The 16,723-nt window shown below is 36.0% G+C and carries 13 protein-coding genes; 4 read left to right on the top strand and 9 right to left on the bottom strand.

The genetic code is table 11. The features are described from left to right. The first annotated feature begins 94 nt into the window (after positions 1-94). The 3 genes from ACE01N_RS08895 to ACE01N_RS08905 all read left to right on the top strand — a co-directional run bounded on the left by ACE01N_RS08895 (position 95) and on the right by ACE01N_RS08905 (position 5,423). The gene (locus tag ACE01N_RS08895) at positions 95-3,280 is read left to right on the top strand and encodes an MBG domain-containing protein (protein ID WP_380587308.1); all 3,186 of its coding nucleotides are present in this window, start codon (positions 95-97) and stop codon (positions 3,278-3,280) included. Positions 3,281-3,538: 258 nt separating this feature from the next. Further along, the gene (locus tag ACE01N_RS08900) at positions 3,539-4,438 is read left to right on the top strand and encodes a hypothetical protein (RefSeq protein WP_380587311.1); all 900 of its coding nucleotides are present in this window, start codon (positions 3,539-3,541) and stop codon (positions 4,436-4,438) included. A 97-nt stretch (positions 4,439-4,535) separates the two neighbouring features. Beyond that, positions 4,536-5,423: a diacylglycerol/lipid kinase family protein gene (locus ACE01N_RS08905; protein ID WP_380587314.1), complete on the top strand. Its 888-nt coding sequence runs from the start codon at positions 4,536-4,538 to the stop codon at positions 5,421-5,423. Position 5,424: 1 nt separating this feature from the next. On the opposite strand, the gene ACE01N_RS08910 is transcribed toward ACE01N_RS08905, so the two are convergent. The 9 genes from ACE01N_RS08910 to ACE01N_RS08950 form a co-directional block, all read right to left on the bottom strand. After that, positions 5,425-6,408 (bottom strand): tocopherol cyclase family protein, encoded by a 984-nt coding sequence (locus ACE01N_RS08910; RefSeq protein WP_380587317.1) that lies wholly within the window; start codon positions 6,406-6,408, stop codon positions 5,425-5,427. Positions 6,409-6,486: 78 nt separating this feature from the next. Further along, positions 6,487-7,536: a mechanosensitive ion channel family protein gene (locus ACE01N_RS08915; protein WP_380587320.1), complete on the bottom strand. Its 1,050-nt coding sequence runs from the start codon at positions 7,534-7,536 to the stop codon at positions 6,487-6,489. 29 nt (positions 7,537-7,565) lie between these two features. Next, positions 7,566-8,414 carry a DUF6263 family protein gene (locus ACE01N_RS08920; protein ID WP_380587329.1) on the bottom strand — a complete coding sequence of 283 codons (849 nt, stop codon included), beginning with the start codon at positions 8,412-8,414 and terminating at the stop codon, positions 7,566-7,568. Positions 8,415-8,502: 88 nt separating this feature from the next. After that, complete coding sequence (gene recA / locus ACE01N_RS08925; protein ID WP_380587336.1) at positions 8,503-9,498, bottom strand: recombinase RecA; 996 nt, start codon at positions 9,496-9,498, stop codon at positions 8,503-8,505. 146 nt (positions 9,499-9,644) lie between these two features. Next, on the bottom strand, positions 9,645-10,112 hold the full coding sequence (gene bcp / locus ACE01N_RS08930) for a thioredoxin-dependent thiol peroxidase (protein ID WP_380587339.1): 468 nt from the start codon (positions 10,110-10,112) through the stop codon (positions 9,645-9,647). A gap of 52 nt (positions 10,113-10,164) precedes the next feature. Next, a complete protein-coding gene (gene msrA / locus ACE01N_RS08935; protein ID WP_380587342.1) occupies positions 10,165-10,650 on the bottom strand; it encodes a peptide-methionine (S)-S-oxide reductase MsrA in 486 nt (161 codons plus the stop codon). A gap of 8 nt (positions 10,651-10,658) precedes the next feature. Beyond that, positions 10,659-11,042, bottom strand: a complete 384-nt coding sequence (locus ACE01N_RS08940) for a methionine-R-sulfoxide reductase (protein ID WP_380587345.1) — start codon at positions 11,040-11,042, stop codon at positions 10,659-10,661. Between the two features lie 330 nt (positions 11,043-11,372). Continuing rightward, on the bottom strand, positions 11,373-12,653 hold the full coding sequence (locus tag ACE01N_RS08945; RefSeq protein WP_380587348.1) for a sensor histidine kinase: 1,281 nt from the start codon (positions 12,651-12,653) through the stop codon (positions 11,373-11,375). A gap of 243 nt (positions 12,654-12,896) precedes the next feature. Further along, on the bottom strand, positions 12,897-14,675 hold the full coding sequence (locus tag ACE01N_RS08950; RefSeq protein WP_380587352.1) for a T9SS type A sorting domain-containing protein: 1,779 nt from the start codon (positions 14,673-14,675) through the stop codon (positions 12,897-12,899). Between the two features lie 206 nt (positions 14,676-14,881). On the opposite strand from ACE01N_RS08950, the gene ACE01N_RS08955 reads away from it, so the two are divergent. Further along, the gene (locus ACE01N_RS08955) at positions 14,882-16,720 is read left to right on the top strand and encodes a DUF3857 domain-containing protein (RefSeq protein WP_380587355.1); all 1,839 of its coding nucleotides are present in this window, start codon (positions 14,882-14,884) and stop codon (positions 16,718-16,720) included. The last annotated feature ends 3 nt before the right edge of the window (positions 16,721-16,723 follow it).

Genomic DNA, 16,723 nt, shown 5'->3' on the forward strand with positions numbered 1-16,723 from the left:
TTTTATCTGGCGGAAATTATCTTTTAAATAACTTGATATTAATAATAAATTAATATATATTTGTTATTGGTTTAATTTGAGTTAAATTTAAGTAATGTCGAAGAGACTTTATATTGTGCTTTGTTACCTGGCTTTGTGTGGTCTTTTTAGTGTGACCGCTAAAGCTCTTAATAAATCTGTTTGTTTCACAGGTAATGGTTATATATCTCCAGGAGCATTTTATATAGAATCGAATGTTGCAACCGTGGAATTCTGGACATTTAAGGAAACATGGCAGGTATCAAGCCAGGAAGTGCTTTTATCAAATTTCGAGAATGGAGGGTGGGAGTTTGCAGTTAATAGCACATCGGTAATGCTTAAAGCTTTTCTTGATGGAGTGCAGCAAACCATTTCATTTCCTGTTTTGGGAATGACAGGAGGTTGGCATCATTTTGCAATGACTTTTGACGGAAATTACCTAAGGTTTTATATGGACGGTTATCAACGCGGATATGTTTTTGATTTTAAATCTGTATTGACGAAGCCATTATCCGATACATGGCTTTCAATTGGTTGTGAATCAATGGTCAATGGTGCAACAGGGCAAAATTTTAATGGGGAAGTTGATGAGGTGCGAATATGGAATAAATGTTTATCATCTTCTGATGTTCGGAATTGGATGCACCGGGAAGTTACAGATTCTATAAAACCGGATTATATTCAAAATCTCGTTTTGTATTATCCGTTTAATGAACCTGATATTTATCTGGATAATAACCAAATTTTAAATTCAGTTACCGGATATAATCTTGAATTGTATCAGAATATCATTTCTGACATCAGTTCGGTACCTGTTATTCTTTCGGATGACGAATTGCAGAGTACCCGTGCACTTTGGAGTGCATTTAGTCAGGGTACATATTCTGAACCATCAGGTGGATTAAATCTTGGGATCACTGATTATAATGAATTTGATATTCGGGAAGCTGATATATTTGGTCATGACGGAGGAACAGGAATAATTACAGTTGGAACAAATGATGGGGTTGATCTTCAAGCTAACAGGGTATGGAAAATTATTACAAATCATGATGATGAACACCCTTCCTTGAGATTTCAGATTTTTGATGCAGGAGCTGGTGCACTGTTTTATGACTGCCTTCCTGTAAACAACTATAAATTAATGTATAAATCATCGGTGGAAGATACTTTCATGATTATAGATGAAGCAGATAATATGGAAGGGAATCTGATATTTTTTAACAACATTGATGTAAAAAGTGGCTATTTTACGATTGCAAGAGATAATGATATACCTACGGTAATTTCAGCCACGGAAGTTCTGAATATTTCAACTACTTCTGCGGACTTTGGTGGAGCAGTAGGTTGTGACGGAGGGGCAAACGTATCAGCATTCGGTGTATGTTGGAATACTTCAGGGAGTGCAACGTTGGATGATTCCTATACAATAGACGGAAGCGGAACGGGAGAGTTTACCTCACATCTGGATTCGCTGGAACCTGGTATTGTATATTATATCCGGGCTTATGCCACAAATTCAGAAGGAACGGCTTATGGTGAGGAAATGGTTTTTCAGACCAATAAAATGTACCAAAGTGTAGTATTCCCGGAAATACCTGTGAAAGAATATGGTGCACCTGACTTTGATCCCGGCGCATTTGCCAGTTCAGGGCTCCCGGTTATATATACATCTTCTGACAGCGATGTTGCCACAGTTACTGATGAAGAGAAATTGCATATTACGGGTATCGGATCAACTACTATTTGGGTTTATCAACCCGGAAATGATAACTATAGTCCGTCTTCATATAAAAAAATGATACTGACTGTTAATAAAGCTATCCTCAAGGTATCAGCGGATGACAAAACAATTACTTATGGCGACTCTTTACCGGCACTAACCTATACAATAACAGGCTTTGCCGGTAATGAAGATACATCGGTTTTAACTAGTATGCCTCAAATAAACTCAAATGCTCAGGATATGGCTGATGCAGGAAATTATACCATTTCGACAAGTGGGGGCGAAGCTGAAAATTATACATTTGAACATATAAATGGTACGTTAATCGTTAAGAAAGCAGAACTGGATATAGAGGCACTTGATCAACATATTACTTATGGTGACTCACTACCTGAAGCTCAATACCTTATTTCAGGATTTGTAAATGGAGAGGATACGACAGTATTAGATAGTATTCCGGAAATAAGTTATGTTGCTGCAGAGTTAATCCCGGAGGCCGGAACGTATGAAATTGCTATAACAGGTGGTGGTGCTTTGAATTATGAACTAAATTATAATAATGCAACATTAACTGTTGATAGGGGGCTTCTAAACGTTTCGGCTGAGAATAGTCAGATTGTTTATGGAGACAATATTCCTGAATTAGAGTATGCAATTTCTGGCTTTATTCCCAAAGATACCGTTTATGAACTGGACGTACAGCCTGAAATTACCACCGATGCAAGTCTGTTTAGTGATGCAGGGGTCTATCCAATAACTGTCACCGGAGCCATAGATAAAAACTATGATTTCCGTTATGAAAGTGGGAATCTCACGATCAATAAGGCAGTGATAACCGCTAAGGCAGAGGATACAACTATAGTTTACGGAACTGAGCCGGATAGTTTTTCATATACGGTATTGGGGAAAATTGAAAGTGATCCCAATCCTGTATTTGAATATTCTCCTCAGCTTACAACAGATGCAGGAGATTACTGCAATGTTGGTTCATATAATATATTTATTGGCAGTGGCGTTTCGCAAAATTATGAACCGGAATATATAAATGGTGTACTTACAGTAATAAAAGCCATACCTGAGATCTCAGAACTGCCTGAAACAACTCCCATAGCCGAAGGTCAGTCTTTGATAAGTGCCCAAATACTGGGTGGATTGACTACAACCAATGGATCGTATAAATTTTCAGATCCGGAATATGTACCGGACAGTACCGGGGAGGAAGTAGATATACTTTTTATACCGGAAGATACATTGAATTATACAACGGTTAAAATGAAGGTTGGAATTATTATCTCGACAAAGACATCCGTAATTTTACCCAAAAATAATGCAATGGCTGTTCAACCTAATCCGGTTTTAAGGTGTTTTATGTTATCAAATGTTGAACCGGGAAAAATAGTTCAGATCTTTGACATATACGGAAATTTACGTAAGACTATCTATTGGGAAGGTAACGTTATAGATGTTAGTGAATTTGATCCTGACATATATATGGTATCAACTGAAAATCAAATGATAAAATTTATCAAGCAATAACAATATGTCAGTTGACGTTATAAAACAAAGTTTATACTTGAATGTTGTTTATGATGATAACAGGATGAAAATACTATGAGAATATGACCGGTTTTTGAGATTTAACCTGAAAATTTTCTCGTGAATAGTACGTGAAAAGCAATATTCAGGTGTTTAAATATTTAGAGTTTAAATTATGTAAATTTGTTAAAAAAGCCTACTTTTATATTCATAGTATTTACATTTTGTAAATAATCCAATATAAGTAAATGATGTGTTATGAATTTTAAAGCCAAAACCATTCGATTTCTAGTTGTTTTACTTTTTTTTATATTCATAGGGCTGATATTCAGATTTGCCATTCAACCATTTTTATCAACCTGGGGTTCCTCTGATGAAATTGCTGAAATGGCCTTACCTGGAGATTCTTTAGTAAGTTCACCGTCATATGTTGCAACCAGAACTATTACAATTGCAGCCAAACCATGGGAGATTTATCCATGGCTGGTGCAGATGGGCAAGAAGAAAGCCGGTATGTATGGTTGGGACTGGTTTAATAACGGATTCAAGCAAAGTTCCTATAATATTATTCCTGCATATCAGAAACTTGATACTGGTGATGTTGTTAGGGTCAGAACAGGCCTTGAGATGGAAATACAGGACTTTAAAAAAGATACATTTATTGTTTGGAAGGGGATTAGTAAATCATCCGATGCTTCTGTAACGTGGATGCTTACGCCTTCGGGAAAGCGTGAAACAAAACTGGTTTGCCGCATGCGTATTAAATATCATTATGTTAACCCGGTAACGCTAATCAATTTGGGATATGAAATTGTAGATATGCCCCTGAACCGGGCATCGTTAAAAGGTATTCAGAATCGGGCAGAAGCACTGGGACAGAACAATATGTCAACCGAGATAGCGCGTGCCGTCCTGCTTTTATTTCCGCTCCTTGCGATGTTTATATTTCTTTTAAGGGTTTTCAAAAAGGAAAAATACTGGGAACCTTTGTACATGGTTGGAATTATGCTGGTATTCTTTCTGTTTTTGCTGTATGTATCTTTGCCCATGTGGGTATTGGTAATTGTGGCATTCATTGTATTGCTTACGCTCATTGGTACTGCTGCTGAGAGTGCGGCATTAAAACAGCAACAGTCAACAGAAAATCAAACGACATAGATATTTTATTTATTATAGTTTAAGTGTGATTTATTAAATCACACTTTTTTTTGCTCTTTTTTTCAGATACATTTGTAATTCTGTGATTGTAAACTGTATGCTTGAAAAATCTGACCAATTAAAAACATTATTACTTGTTAATCCTGTTGCAGGCATAAGTAAGAAGAAGAAAGTATTGCATGATTTGAAAACGACATACAGCAACATTGATTATATAATTACAGAATTTCCCGGTCACATTCGTAATATTTTTAAAGAGAATAAGTCAAAATATGACCTTTTTGTTGCCGTTGGGGGCGATGGTACGTTTAATGAACTGATCAGCGAAGCCATTGGAAGTGATAAGCTTGTTGCCGTACTGCCATATGGTTCCGGAAATGGTTTTGCACGGGAGTTTGGTTTTAGTAAAAGTCTGAAGAAACTCCTGAAAGCCATTCATAAAGGGGAGTATTTAGAGGTGGATTCCCTGGATGTGAACGGCAGAATTTCAGTCAATGTTACAGGGACTGGATTTGATTCAAGAATTGCTCATGTTTTTCACAGGATGAAGCGGAGAGGATTCTGGAGTTATTTTTATTCTACACTTAAAACCATTACTTTTTTAAAATCAATTGATGCAGATATTATAACTGACCAAAAAAGCTGTTCAGGAAAATATTTGCTTATTTCTGCTGCCAATAATAAACAATACGGGAACAATGCCATCATTTCACCTAAAGCCAGCCCGTTCGATGGCAAATTCGAATTACTGTTATTCAGGCCTTTTCCCAAGATTCTGTTTCCATATTTTGCAATTCAGGTTTTTTTAGGTTCTCTCCGGCAATCACGATATGTGGAATATATTCAGGGACTTGAACGTGCTGTGATTCATACAGATTTTAATCAGTTTCATATTGATGGTGAAGCTGTTGAAATGGATAGTCCTGTTGAAATTGTGATAAACCCTAAATCACTGAAAGTCTTAAAAACGGATAAATTCAGGTGATTTATAATTTTTGCGTAATCAGTTCAGTAAGTGATTCAACAAAGTCGTATTCTGCATGTTCTCCTTCGGTAGAGAGTATAAGTTCATTGTTAACAAAGTAGTTCAAATGCAGTGTTGAGTCTGCACTTTCAGAAACGTATCTGTTATCGGTTGCAGAAGGTATTTTAATTTTACCTTTATTTCTTGGTATTAATGAAATTTCAATTCGGTGTTTTTCTTTGGTAATCTCAAACAATAATACTTTACCCTGATGATCAAATTTTGTAAATTTGGCTTTAGTGTAAAAACTAACATTTATCAGTTCTCCTTTATGATAAAAATATCCAATATTAGACAACATCTTAGTGAATACAAGGTTAATGGTGGATGCTGTCATAAGGAAAAAAGTATCTGGTAAGGTAAACGTATTACACCCTACATATAGCCAGCTCTCAGGATAATACTTTCCCCATGTTTTTTCAATAAAACCGGTTCCGTTATCAAAATTAAGTGTTTGATCATTTATTGAAATGGATCCATTAATTTTATGCTGCATAGATATTACCGCATAATAAATATGTTGAAATGGTAGAAAACTGAAGTATCCCATCAGGTTTCGTCTCAATCCTTTCGATGGATATTTCTTAAACTCACCAAACCTAATATTGCCAGAGCCTTTTAATCCTTTTTGATCAACTCTGATTTTAATACCCTTTTCAGAAAATGAATTCTCTCCAAAACTGAAGTCCATTTCATATTTTGATGTAATCAATTCAGAAAGGTCATAATATGCCACACAGGTTTCACCTGTAATTCCATTTAGAAACTGAACATAACATCTTTGATTTGAACCAAGTTCCATAACCGGAATGATAACAAGTACGGAATTCCTATCTTCCGAAACAAGCTTGAATAACCAGTTTTCAAAATACTTCCTGTGATTTTTACGCGATTGAAAAAATTCAGGATGGAAAACTTTAGGTAATATTCGCTTGGTTATTTTCATTACACTAAGGGAGCTAAAATTTAGGTTCAACTAATTTAAGCATATTTTAAAAACATTTGCCTCAAAAATAAGTCAAATTTATTTTTTTTCGCTATCTGAACTTTTTTTATTTGCAATTTTGAAATTCGGGAGAAAATCAGGATAATCCTGAGCAATAAAGTTAATAATTTTTTCGCGAAGGAAAACGCGCAGATCCCATGCAGAAGGTGAATCCGAAGCACTGACAAGAATTCTCAATTCCATTGTCCTTTCGGTTGCATCGGTTACCTGTAATACATTAACCTTCCCATCCCATTTGTCAGTTTCCTTAAGTAATTCTGCTATTTTATCCCTTAACTTATCAACCGGAAAACCATAGTCCACATACATGAATACTGTACCAAGTATGTCTGCATCATTTCTGGTCCAGTTCTGAAATGGTTTTTCAATGAAGTAATTGATGGGGACTATTAAACGTCTTTTGTCCCAGATTCTTACAACAACGTAGGTCATCGTAATTTCTTCTATCCATCCCCATTCACCTTCTACTATGACAACGTCATCCAGTCTTATGGGTTGCGTTATAGCAATCTGAAAGCCAGCAAGTACAAGTGATATGGATCGTTGTGCAGCAAATCCGATTATGATTCCGGCCACACCGGCTGAAGCCAGAAGGCTGTAACCAAATTCACGTATTTTGTCGATGCTCATCAATGCGACTGATACAGCAACAACTATGACAATAAAAATCATCAGGTTTTCGAAATACCTGAACTGAGTGTGAATTTTACGGGCTTTCAGGTTGTCTTTGGTTGATATATCATATTTTGTGAGTACAATATATTTTATTCCTTTAATGCTGTTAATCACAAGCCAGCTTATGGAAAAAAGGAACAGAAAAAACATGATTCTTTTCTGATTGACCGGAAGATCCAAATCATTCCAAACCGGTTGCGTAACGTAAAGACCGAGTACAAACCCTAAAAAGAGTACGGGGTCTTTTATGAGCTTTACAATATTCTCCCAGTAGTCATTTTTAGCTTTGCGCGCTATAACGAATAATCTTTTTCTGACAATAAAAGAAATAATCAAGCCCAGAAGAGCTCCTCCGATGGCTATAAATAAAATGGTTAAATCTGTTTGTTCCATAAAATCTGCTTTTTAAATTAAATGGGATTTTATTTGCTGATTTTAAGGTTAGTGATCAGTTCAACTGATTTATCTTCTGATATTTGTTTTATTTCTACTTTGTTTGTTTTTAACCATCCGGTTTTTGAATCTATTTCAATGGAACTATCCGACGATCCCATCAGGTTTAATTTAAATTCCGATCCGGATAAGTTAAGTGTTGTTTTTTGATTTTCTATGTAGTCAGCACTTTTAATTTTAAGTGCATCTCCCACTTCGGTTAGTACATAGTTGGTGGTTATTTTTTGATTTTTTGAGCCAAAATACCTGGAAGCTGTTTGCCAGCCATCGTTAGCCTGTAGTTTGATGTCCGGATATTCAGGGAACAGATAATGAGCAAGTTCTGTAATTCCCTGTTTCGAAAATGTATATAATAAAATTCCTTTCATCGAATGGCTAATATCCATTTCCTGAATAAAAGACTCCAGTCCTTTTTTTACAGACACTTTGCCTTTGGTTGAGATCTCAACAACCATATCCTGATTTATCATTCTTCGAAGCATGCCTGCTTCTTTTGTATTTTCTCGTGTATTAATTCTTGAAATGGACTGCTCACCTGAAAAAAAATCACATACCATCATGGGAATACTGATATTTAGAATGATATTTCCTTCTTTGGTTTTATCTGCTACTTCAACGTGCAGATCAAAGGTGAGATGAATGCGGTTCTTTTCTCCTATTCCCTGGAATATGTAGGTATTGTTTTGTTTCAGATCCAGATGGTATAATACACTCTGACCCGGTTTAAAGTGATATTCCAGGTTATATTTTTTTGCTGAGACAGAACCTGTCATCAGCAGCAAAACCAAAACGGGTATAAGATTAATCAGGTTTTTCATATATACAGAAACTGCCTTACAGGTACAAAGTTCGCATTATTCAATATACTTAACAAACGTTTGTAGGTATAAGACAGTTTCAAAAGCATTATTGCTTTATGAATTCAAGAATTTTTGCCTCCAGCTCATCGCAAAGCTCAGGATTATCAGCCAGAACCTGTTTAACAGCCTCGCGTCCCTGTCCGAGTTTGGTTTCACCGTAACTAAACCATGAACCACTTTTTTTGATGATATCTTTTTCAACGGCAAGATCAAGTACTTCACCTGTTTTTGAAATACCACCACCGTACATCATATCGAATTCAGCCTTACGGAATGGAGGTGCTACTTTATTTTTTACAACTTTGACCCGAATGTGGTTGCCTGAAACTTCCTCTCCATCTTTAATCTGTCCAATGCGACGTATATCCAGGCGAACGGAGGCATAAAACTTCAGGGCATTACCACCGGTTGTTGTTTCCGGGTTTCCAAACATTACCCCGATTTTTTCGCGCAACTGGTTAATAAAAACGCAAACAGTATTTGTTTTATTTATGCTGGCAGTAAGTTTACGCAAAGCCTGTGACATTAACCTCGCCTGAAGTCCCATTTTGCTGTCACCCATATCACCTTCAATTTCAGCCTTTGGTGTAAGTGCAGCAACGGAGTCAATAACGATAATGTCAATGGCAGAGGAACGGATTAACTGGTCGGCAATTTCCAGTGCCTGTTCTCCGTTATCCGGTTGAGAGATTAACAGGTTATCAGTGTCTACACCAAGCTTTTCAGCATAAAAGCGGTCAAAAGCATGTTCCGCATCAATAAATGCTGCAATTCCCCCTTTTTTTTGCGCTTCTGCGATGGCATGAATGGCCAGGGTTGTTTTCCCGGAAGATTCAGGTCCGTAAATTTCCACAATTCTTCCTTTGGGATATCCTCCTACACCAAGTGCGATATCAAGACTTAAAGAACCTGATGAAATACTGGGAACGTCCATTACAGATTGTTCTCCCATTTTCATAATTGTGCCTTTCCCAAAGTCTTTTTCAATTTTAGACATGGTAAGCTGCAATGCCTTAAGTTTTTCCTTATTTGGTTCTGTCATATAATTAAGAGTTTTAATATGCTGATTATCAATTCAGGGCTAAAAAATGCCGAATGGGTGCAAGTTACTACTTTTTTGGTTTGATTGGAAGAATTTGCGAGGAGGGGAAAGGGTATTTATTAAAGTTTTATCAACAAAAAAGGGGATTAAGAAATCCCCAGTTCTGCATAAATTTGTTCGGTGTGTTCTTTTGTTTTTACCTTATCGAAGATTTTGACTATCGTACCGTTTTCATCAATTACATAGGTCTTTCTGAGTACACCCATGTAGCTTTTGCCATACATTTTTTTCTCACCCCATGCATTATATGCCTGTAAAATTTCTTTTTCGGTATCAGAAATCAGTTGAAATTTAAGATCGTATTTGGCAATAAAATTTAAGTGTGATTTTGTACTGTCGGGACTTACACCTACAACCTCAAACCCTTTGCCGGTAAGATCCGAAAGATTATCGTTCAGGTTACATGCTTCCGCAGTACAACCAGAAGTATTATCCTTTGGGTAAAAGTAAAGTATCAGCTTTTTTCCTTTGAAATCTGAAAGTGAAATTTCCTTTCCATCCTGATTGATTCCTTTGAAATCCGGGGCTTTCACGCCTTCTTTTAATTCAGCCATTGTGTTGTATTTTTAGTTTATGTAATTAAAAACGAGATTCGCCTCAAAATGTTTAAAACAGTTTATGATAGCCGTGACAATAGGGAAGTGTTCCTTTGTGGTCGTAATAATCCTGATGATAATCCTCTGCTTCCCAGAACGTTGGTGCAGGTGTAACTTTTGTGGCAATATCGTAACCTTTATTTTTCAGTTCAGTGATGAGTTTTTCTGTAATTTCCTTTTGTTCCTCGTTCAGGTAAAAAACTTCTGAACGATACTGTACTCCAATATCGGGACCTTGCCGGTCTACCTGGGTAGGGTCATGTGTTTCAAAGAATAATTTGCAAATTGTTTCAAAGTTTGTTTTTTCAGGGTCATACCTTACCTGTACTGCCTCGGCGTGACCTGTAGTTCCTGTACAAACCTCTTTGTAATTAGGGTTGTCCACATGGCCACCAACATAGCCAACGGTAGTGGATATAACACCTTTTGCCTTCTGAAGGTAATATTCAACACCCCAGAAACATCCGGCAGCAAAAATTGCGGTTTCCTGTTTCATATCTGATATCAGTGTTTATTTTCAGGTATAAATTTTAATGATATTGAGTTGACACAATGCCGTGTATTTTTGGCAGTAAAGCCTTCGCCAATAAATACGTGACCTAAATGCGCTCCACAATTGGCACATAGTATTTCTGTGCGTCTGCCATCCTTGTCGGTTTGTCTTTCTACAGCTCCGGTAATTTCATCATCAAAACTGGGCCAGCCACAACCGGAATCGAATTTTGTTACAGATTCGTATAAAGGTGCATTGCATTGTTTGCACACATATGTGCCTTTTTCATAAAAATCATAATATGTCCCGGTGAACGGGCGCTCTGTTCCTTTATGAAGAATAACATATTCCTCATCTTTTGAAAGATCGTTATATGAGTTATTCTGTTTATCCATGTGCATTTTATGGTTTGCATAATTACAAAAAAATCTTCATGTTGCCTTCTGACTTTCAACTTTAGCTCTAATTATGCCAGGTAAGTTTTGTGTAAGATTTTTGAACTTAAAGTTAAACCCGGTTTGCAGGTATTTTGTTGTATGCCTTAACCCAATTTAAGATTGTAAAAATGCTGGTTAAACTAAACAAAAGAACAGAAGAAAATTACTAAAGGTGTAATACACCGCAGAGAGTTTGAAAAAATCCTTGAAGGGATTAAATCAAAATTTAACAAGCGCCATAACCGGTTAAAAACGGAACTGATGAAAAAAGGGCTGATTTAATTTATTCTAGTACAGTTTCTCGATCGTAAAAATAAATTTAGTCCCTTTGTTTTTATTGCTTTCAATCCGTATATTCCCACCTAGAAGTTCTACGTAGGATTTTGAAATGGTTAGTCCAAGCCCGGTTCCTCCATATTGTGAACTGATGGTAGCATCTTCCTGTTGAAAACGTTCAAATATTTTATCCAGGGCTTCTTTCTTTATTCCTATACCACTGTCTTTGACAAAAAATTCGATTTCATGTTCCTTAAATGTATATCCAAACGTAATTTCTCCTTTACTGGTAAACTTAATGGCATTGTTTAAAAGGTTGGTCAGTATTTGTCTTAGCTTTAGTTCATCGGTTTTAATGACAATATCTTTATTTGTACTTTCTGTGACCCAATTAATGTTAACATTGCGATTTTTTTGCTTTGAGCGGTAAATCTCAAGCAATTCTGCCATAAGTTTGTTAAGATCAATGAACGAATAATTTAAGGTAACCTGTTTGGTTTCTATAAAGGAAATAGAAAGTACATCATTAATCAGATCAAGCAACTGGAGCGAGCTGTTATAGATTATATCGGTATAGCCCTTTACTGTGTCTATTGGTGTATCAGGATCGTTGATTAGTTCTGCAAAACCACAGATGGCATTTATCGGGGTCCGTAGTTCCTGTGACATATTCTGCAGGAATGCTGTCTTTAGTTTATCATTTTCTTCGGCTTTTTCTTTGGCTTTTACCAGTTCATCTTCCATCCATAAACGTTGAACCAGAATAGCAGCCTGATTAATTAACGGTTCAAGCATAGGTTTATAGGGTGTAAGATCCTTGTCTGAAAGTATCATTAATCCACCGTAATGAATATTTTTTGAAACAAATCCCATTGTATATAGATCCTTTACTTTCAGAATTTTTTCCATGATCCTGCAAATGGTTTTTGGTATTTTTCGGGCTCCCAGAGCATATAAACCACCTTCCAGTTTTTCAATGTGACCACTTCTGAATAGCTTCAGCTCTTCTGGTGTAACAGCCGAAATTGGAACTACGAGTTTTAAAGGATCAAATCCAATCGCTTTTATGAATTTATCAAAAGGCATTTCCAATCCTGCATATGCTTCAACTTTAAATGATTGAGATTCTTCGTATAAAATAGATGTGAATACAATACCAAATCCCAGAATTTCTCTTATTTTTTCGGGTATAACTCTGTAAATTTCAAATTTATCAGTCGTCTGAAGTAATTTAATTTGTAGTTCTGAGATTATTTCAGCAGTTCTGGCATCTACAACATAGTCTTGTCCCATAAAGAAAAATTATGAAAGCGAATCATTAAATTGCTTGTGATTAACAGGATTCCGTTTATACATTAAATAATAGGGGTAAAGATTCCCCAAAATTTGATAAATATCAAATCTAAGGTAAGGTTTTTATAAAAAAAACACTGCATTGCAGTGCTTTTTAGACAAAGTATTTTTTATAAGGATAGCTTTAGATAATTAGAGATGAAAATACGTAGCTATCCGGGAAAATTTATATCAGATATAAATTTATTCATTTAAAAATAGTATGTCTCTGTATACCGGGGTGTTATCTACTGAAATTAAAATAACATATGCACCGGATGGGACATTCAAAAGCAACGTTTTACTTATATCTCCCTTTTGGACAAGTTTGCCGGATAAGCTATAAAGTGCATATTCTCCAGAGGCAAATTCTTCGGAATATTCCAATGAAATCTGTCCGTTAGTGGGATTTGGATATATTCTGGGACTTTGTTGTTGTGTATTTTCTTGAGCCAGATTCAGTCCGCAGTCAGGATATTCAGGATTATGATAGATTAGATTCCCGGATAGGCTGCAACAGGCAAATTCTGTAAAACAGTAGTTTGTTGGAACCGGTTGCCAGTAAAACAATGGATTATAAAGGTCTCCGATTCCTTCAACCCATATTCTGTTAATCAGTCCTGTTAAAGCCGGATTACCGTGCAGGTAAAGTGTTTTTCTAATGCTACCATCCTCATATTCCAAATACTTTGTTGAATCAACATATAAATACACATTTGTATTTGGTTCAACCAATATCGAATCTTCAGCGTTTAATGTAAAATCATATATCAGGAACTTCTCGTTATCGTTGTAATACACCCTTCCGTTTTCTTCGCTATAATAAACATTTGTGTTTCCATATGGATAGAACCGCATAGCATACGGATTATCTTCAAAATTTGATGTGTCAATCTCAAAGCTGGATCTGGTGTATCCGGGTTCTTCACTCAATTCACCGCAATGTGTTACATATGCCCATTCTTTGCCGTCTTCAATGAAGAAGTTATATGGAGGTCTTTCTCCACATTCCGGATAGTCAGAATCCTGATATAGCAAGGAGTCATTTATATGACAGCAGGCCAGCTTGGAATAACTGCCGTCAATAAACAGGCTTTTTTTACTCTCAAATATGCCTCTTAAATCACCTATACCTTCAATCCATTTTGTTACAGGATTTGGCAATAAGGAAGATCCTGAAGGATAAGGTTGCGATATGTCGCTAAGGATCCAGTATCTTCGTCCGGTTTCTTCATCAATTCCTTTTTCATTTACCTCAAAAGGAATACTATCATAACCCAGATATACAATATCTCCGGCTTTGGCAGTGAAATCATACAGCAAAAATTCATTGCAGCCGTCAAAAGCTAAATCAGAGGAGTCAAGCTGATATATTTTGCCGTTTTCTTCGCGGATATATTTCGGAATAGTATCATAAACGTTTCCATCCGATGGTGTTAATAACGATGTGTTTACTTTAAGATAGCTTTTACCGTTCCAGCAGAAGGAGTGTCCATCGCCTTTATCTATGGAATATTTCAACGACTTAAAGAAGGAATTCTCAAGTCCGGGGATTAGATCCATAACATTCCATTTTTTTCCTACCTGAACTAGTGGCCTGTAATCTTCATCGAGGATCTCATAATTTTTACCGTTAAAATTTACAGTTTCGGTTTCTGAATTCTTAATTCCTGCACTTATTCTGATTTTAAACGTGCACATACAGTCACATAGAGCCAATGAAGTATCGCTCATTTGAAGGAATATAGTATCATTTGGTTCTGAATTTATTTTGAGAGAAAATTTAGCACAACATTGCTCGGACCAAAGTATATCCAGAATAACAGAATCCTGATGTGTATAAACGATAACCTGATTGGAATTGTCGTATGAAATGTCACTGCATTTTGCAGTAAAGTTATAGTAATCGGAAAACTGAATCTGGGAAAAAACATTGGTTATGTAAAAAAAAGAAACTGTGAGTAGAACGTAAAAGGATTTCATAATGGTAAATTTTGAGGTAAACGAATCATTATTTATTGATATACTTATTTGCTTGATTAGGGGAACATAACTACGTAAATTTATGAAAATTAGAGCTTGATTTTTGTAATGAATCTATATTGGAGGTTTTGGTTGCATGTACTATGTTAAAATTTTTTAATTTATTTTGAAATAATTACTTTAGTTCCGTTTTAATTGTCTGTTGAATGAAAAATTACTTTTTAATTGTTTGTTTGTTGCTTTCATTGCGTCTGATGGGGTCCGATTCCAATGCTATTCTGCTGAATTATTCAACGAGAGTAGAAGTGAAGGGGACCCGAAGTAATGTGACGAATCATATAAAGATAATGATCCTGAATCGTTCCGGTGATGATTACAGTTTAATAGCAATACCTTATTCGAAATCAAACAAGGCAAAGTTGAACTATGCTTATCTTAAAGACAGCGACGGAAAAGTCTTAAAAAAATTTTCAAACAAGGACTTCTTCTTGCAAAGTGATATATCAGATTTTTCGTTTTTTGAAGATGATTATCTCAAACTCTGTCCGATTAAACATAGCAGCTATCCATACATAATAGAATATGAATATGAAACGAATTCCACTACATATCTTTACCTGGCTTGGTGGACTCCGGTTATGGATGATGAAGTACCAACGGTGTCAGCCAGTCTGGATGTTTATATTCCCCTGGATTATGCGGTTCACTATGTCGCATCACATACTTCAGATTCACTGATTGAAATTACCGGTAAACAAAAGCACTTGAAATGGGAAGCGAGCTATATTCCTGTCAGTAGTGAATATTTTTCCCCTCATAAATCACAGATTTTTCCAAATGTTAAGATTGTGCCTGATAAATTTCACTATATAAAAAAGGGTTCCACAGTCAATTGGTCTTCCTATGGTGAATGGCAAAGCAGCATTCTGGAGGGATTAAATGATTTAAGTCCCACGGAAAAAGTAAGGATTCAGAAGATCATTCGGGATTGTAAAACAGATGAGGAAAAGATAAAGGCATTATACGCCGATATGCAGAATACAAAACGCTATGTTAATATATCACTTGCCACAGGTGGTCTATTACCTCATAGTGCCTCGTATGTGTGTGAAAATGGCTATGGTGACTGTAAAGCTCTGACCAACTATTTTAAGAGTATTTTGGAGCTTGCCGGTATAAAGTCTTACTATACAAAAGTTTACGCAGGACGAAAAATTCGTCCGGTAGACCTTAACTTTGTGTCTCAACAGTTTAATCATATCATTCTGTTTGTTCCGCTTAAAGCCGATACCATTTGGCTGGATTGTACAAGTAAAGGGCCCTTTAATTATTTAGGTTCATTTACTCAAAACCGCTGGGCATTTGTTGTAGATGGATCCAATAGTCATTTTGTTCAAACACCTGCATTTAAGCCTAAAGATGTATTGGAGACCCGAATTGGAAACGTAGAAATTAATTCATCGATGTTATTGGCGGATTTTACCTCAAAATATAAGGGACGAATGTTTGAAATGTTCGATAATATGAGCACTAATTTTACAGATAAGGATGTGGAGGAGTTGATATTTGATAATCTTGCAGATGAAGGATATATGCTTGAAAGCTATTCTCTGAAGCCTGTTGATAAAGAAAATAAGCATGTTGAAATTTCGTACAAAAGCTCCTCTAAGAAAGCGGTAATAAAAAGCAACGATGAATTGCTTGTCAGGCAATTTAAAATATATATTCCAGAAATGGAGGAACCGAAGGAGCGAAAGTTTCCTCTTCAGATTGACTACCCCTATTATAAAATTGACTCTGTTTATTATTTTTATCCTGAAGGTTATGAACTGGGGATGGAAAATGACGATTTTAACATGAGTTCGCCTTATGGTGCGTTCATGTATGAATTCGTTCCCATGAACGACCGGGTACTAATTGTTCGTAATTATAAACTTTATGCAGGAAATTATCCTTTGGATATTTATCCGGAGTTTTATGCGTTTATGGATTCAATTCGGCAATTTGAGAAAAAGAATTTTTTAGTATTTAAGCTTAAACAATAAGAA

The sequence above is a fragment of the Quyinboa ferrireducens genome, assembly GCF_042436675.1.
Classification (GTDB): Bacteria; Bacteroidota; Bacteroidia; order Bacteroidales; family UBA5342; genus JBHJHP01.

Coding starts and splice junctions, on each gene's coding strand:
- ACE01N_RS08955 (WP_380587355.1), top strand. CDS start 14,882: ATGAAAAATTACTTTTTAATTGTTTGTTTGTTGCTTTCATTGCGTCTG.
- ACE01N_RS08905 (WP_380587314.1), top strand. CDS start 4,536: ATGCTTGAAAAATCTGACCAATTAAAAACATTATTACTTGTTAATCCT.
- ACE01N_RS08950 (WP_380587352.1), bottom strand. CDS start 14,675: ATGAAATCCTTTTACGTTCTACTCACAGTTTCTTTTTTTTACATAACC.
- recA (WP_380587336.1), bottom strand. CDS start 9,498: ATGACAGAACCAAATAAGGAAAAACTTAAGGCATTGCAGCTTACCATG.
- ACE01N_RS08940 (WP_380587345.1), bottom strand. CDS start 11,042: ATGGATAAACAGAATAACTCATATAACGATCTTTCAAAAGATGAGGAA.
- ACE01N_RS08920 (WP_380587329.1), bottom strand. CDS start 8,414: ATGAAAAACCTGATTAATCTTATACCCGTTTTGGTTTTGCTGCTGATG.
- ACE01N_RS08945 (WP_380587348.1), bottom strand. CDS start 12,653: ATGGGACAAGACTATGTTGTAGATGCCAGAACTGCTGAAATAATCTCA.
- ACE01N_RS08910 (WP_380587317.1), bottom strand. CDS start 6,408: ATGAAAATAACCAAGCGAATATTACCTAAAGTTTTCCATCCTGAATTT.
- ACE01N_RS08900 (WP_380587311.1), top strand. CDS start 3,539: ATGAATTTTAAAGCCAAAACCATTCGATTTCTAGTTGTTTTACTTTTT.
- msrA (WP_380587342.1), bottom strand. CDS start 10,650: ATGAAACAGGAAACCGCAATTTTTGCTGCCGGATGTTTCTGGGGTGTT.
- ACE01N_RS08895 (WP_380587308.1), top strand. CDS start 95: ATGTCGAAGAGACTTTATATTGTGCTTTGTTACCTGGCTTTGTGTGGT.
- bcp (WP_380587339.1), bottom strand. CDS start 10,112: ATGGCTGAATTAAAAGAAGGCGTGAAAGCCCCGGATTTCAAAGGAATC.
- ACE01N_RS08915 (WP_380587320.1), bottom strand. CDS start 7,536: ATGGAACAAACAGATTTAACCATTTTATTTATAGCCATCGGAGGAGCT.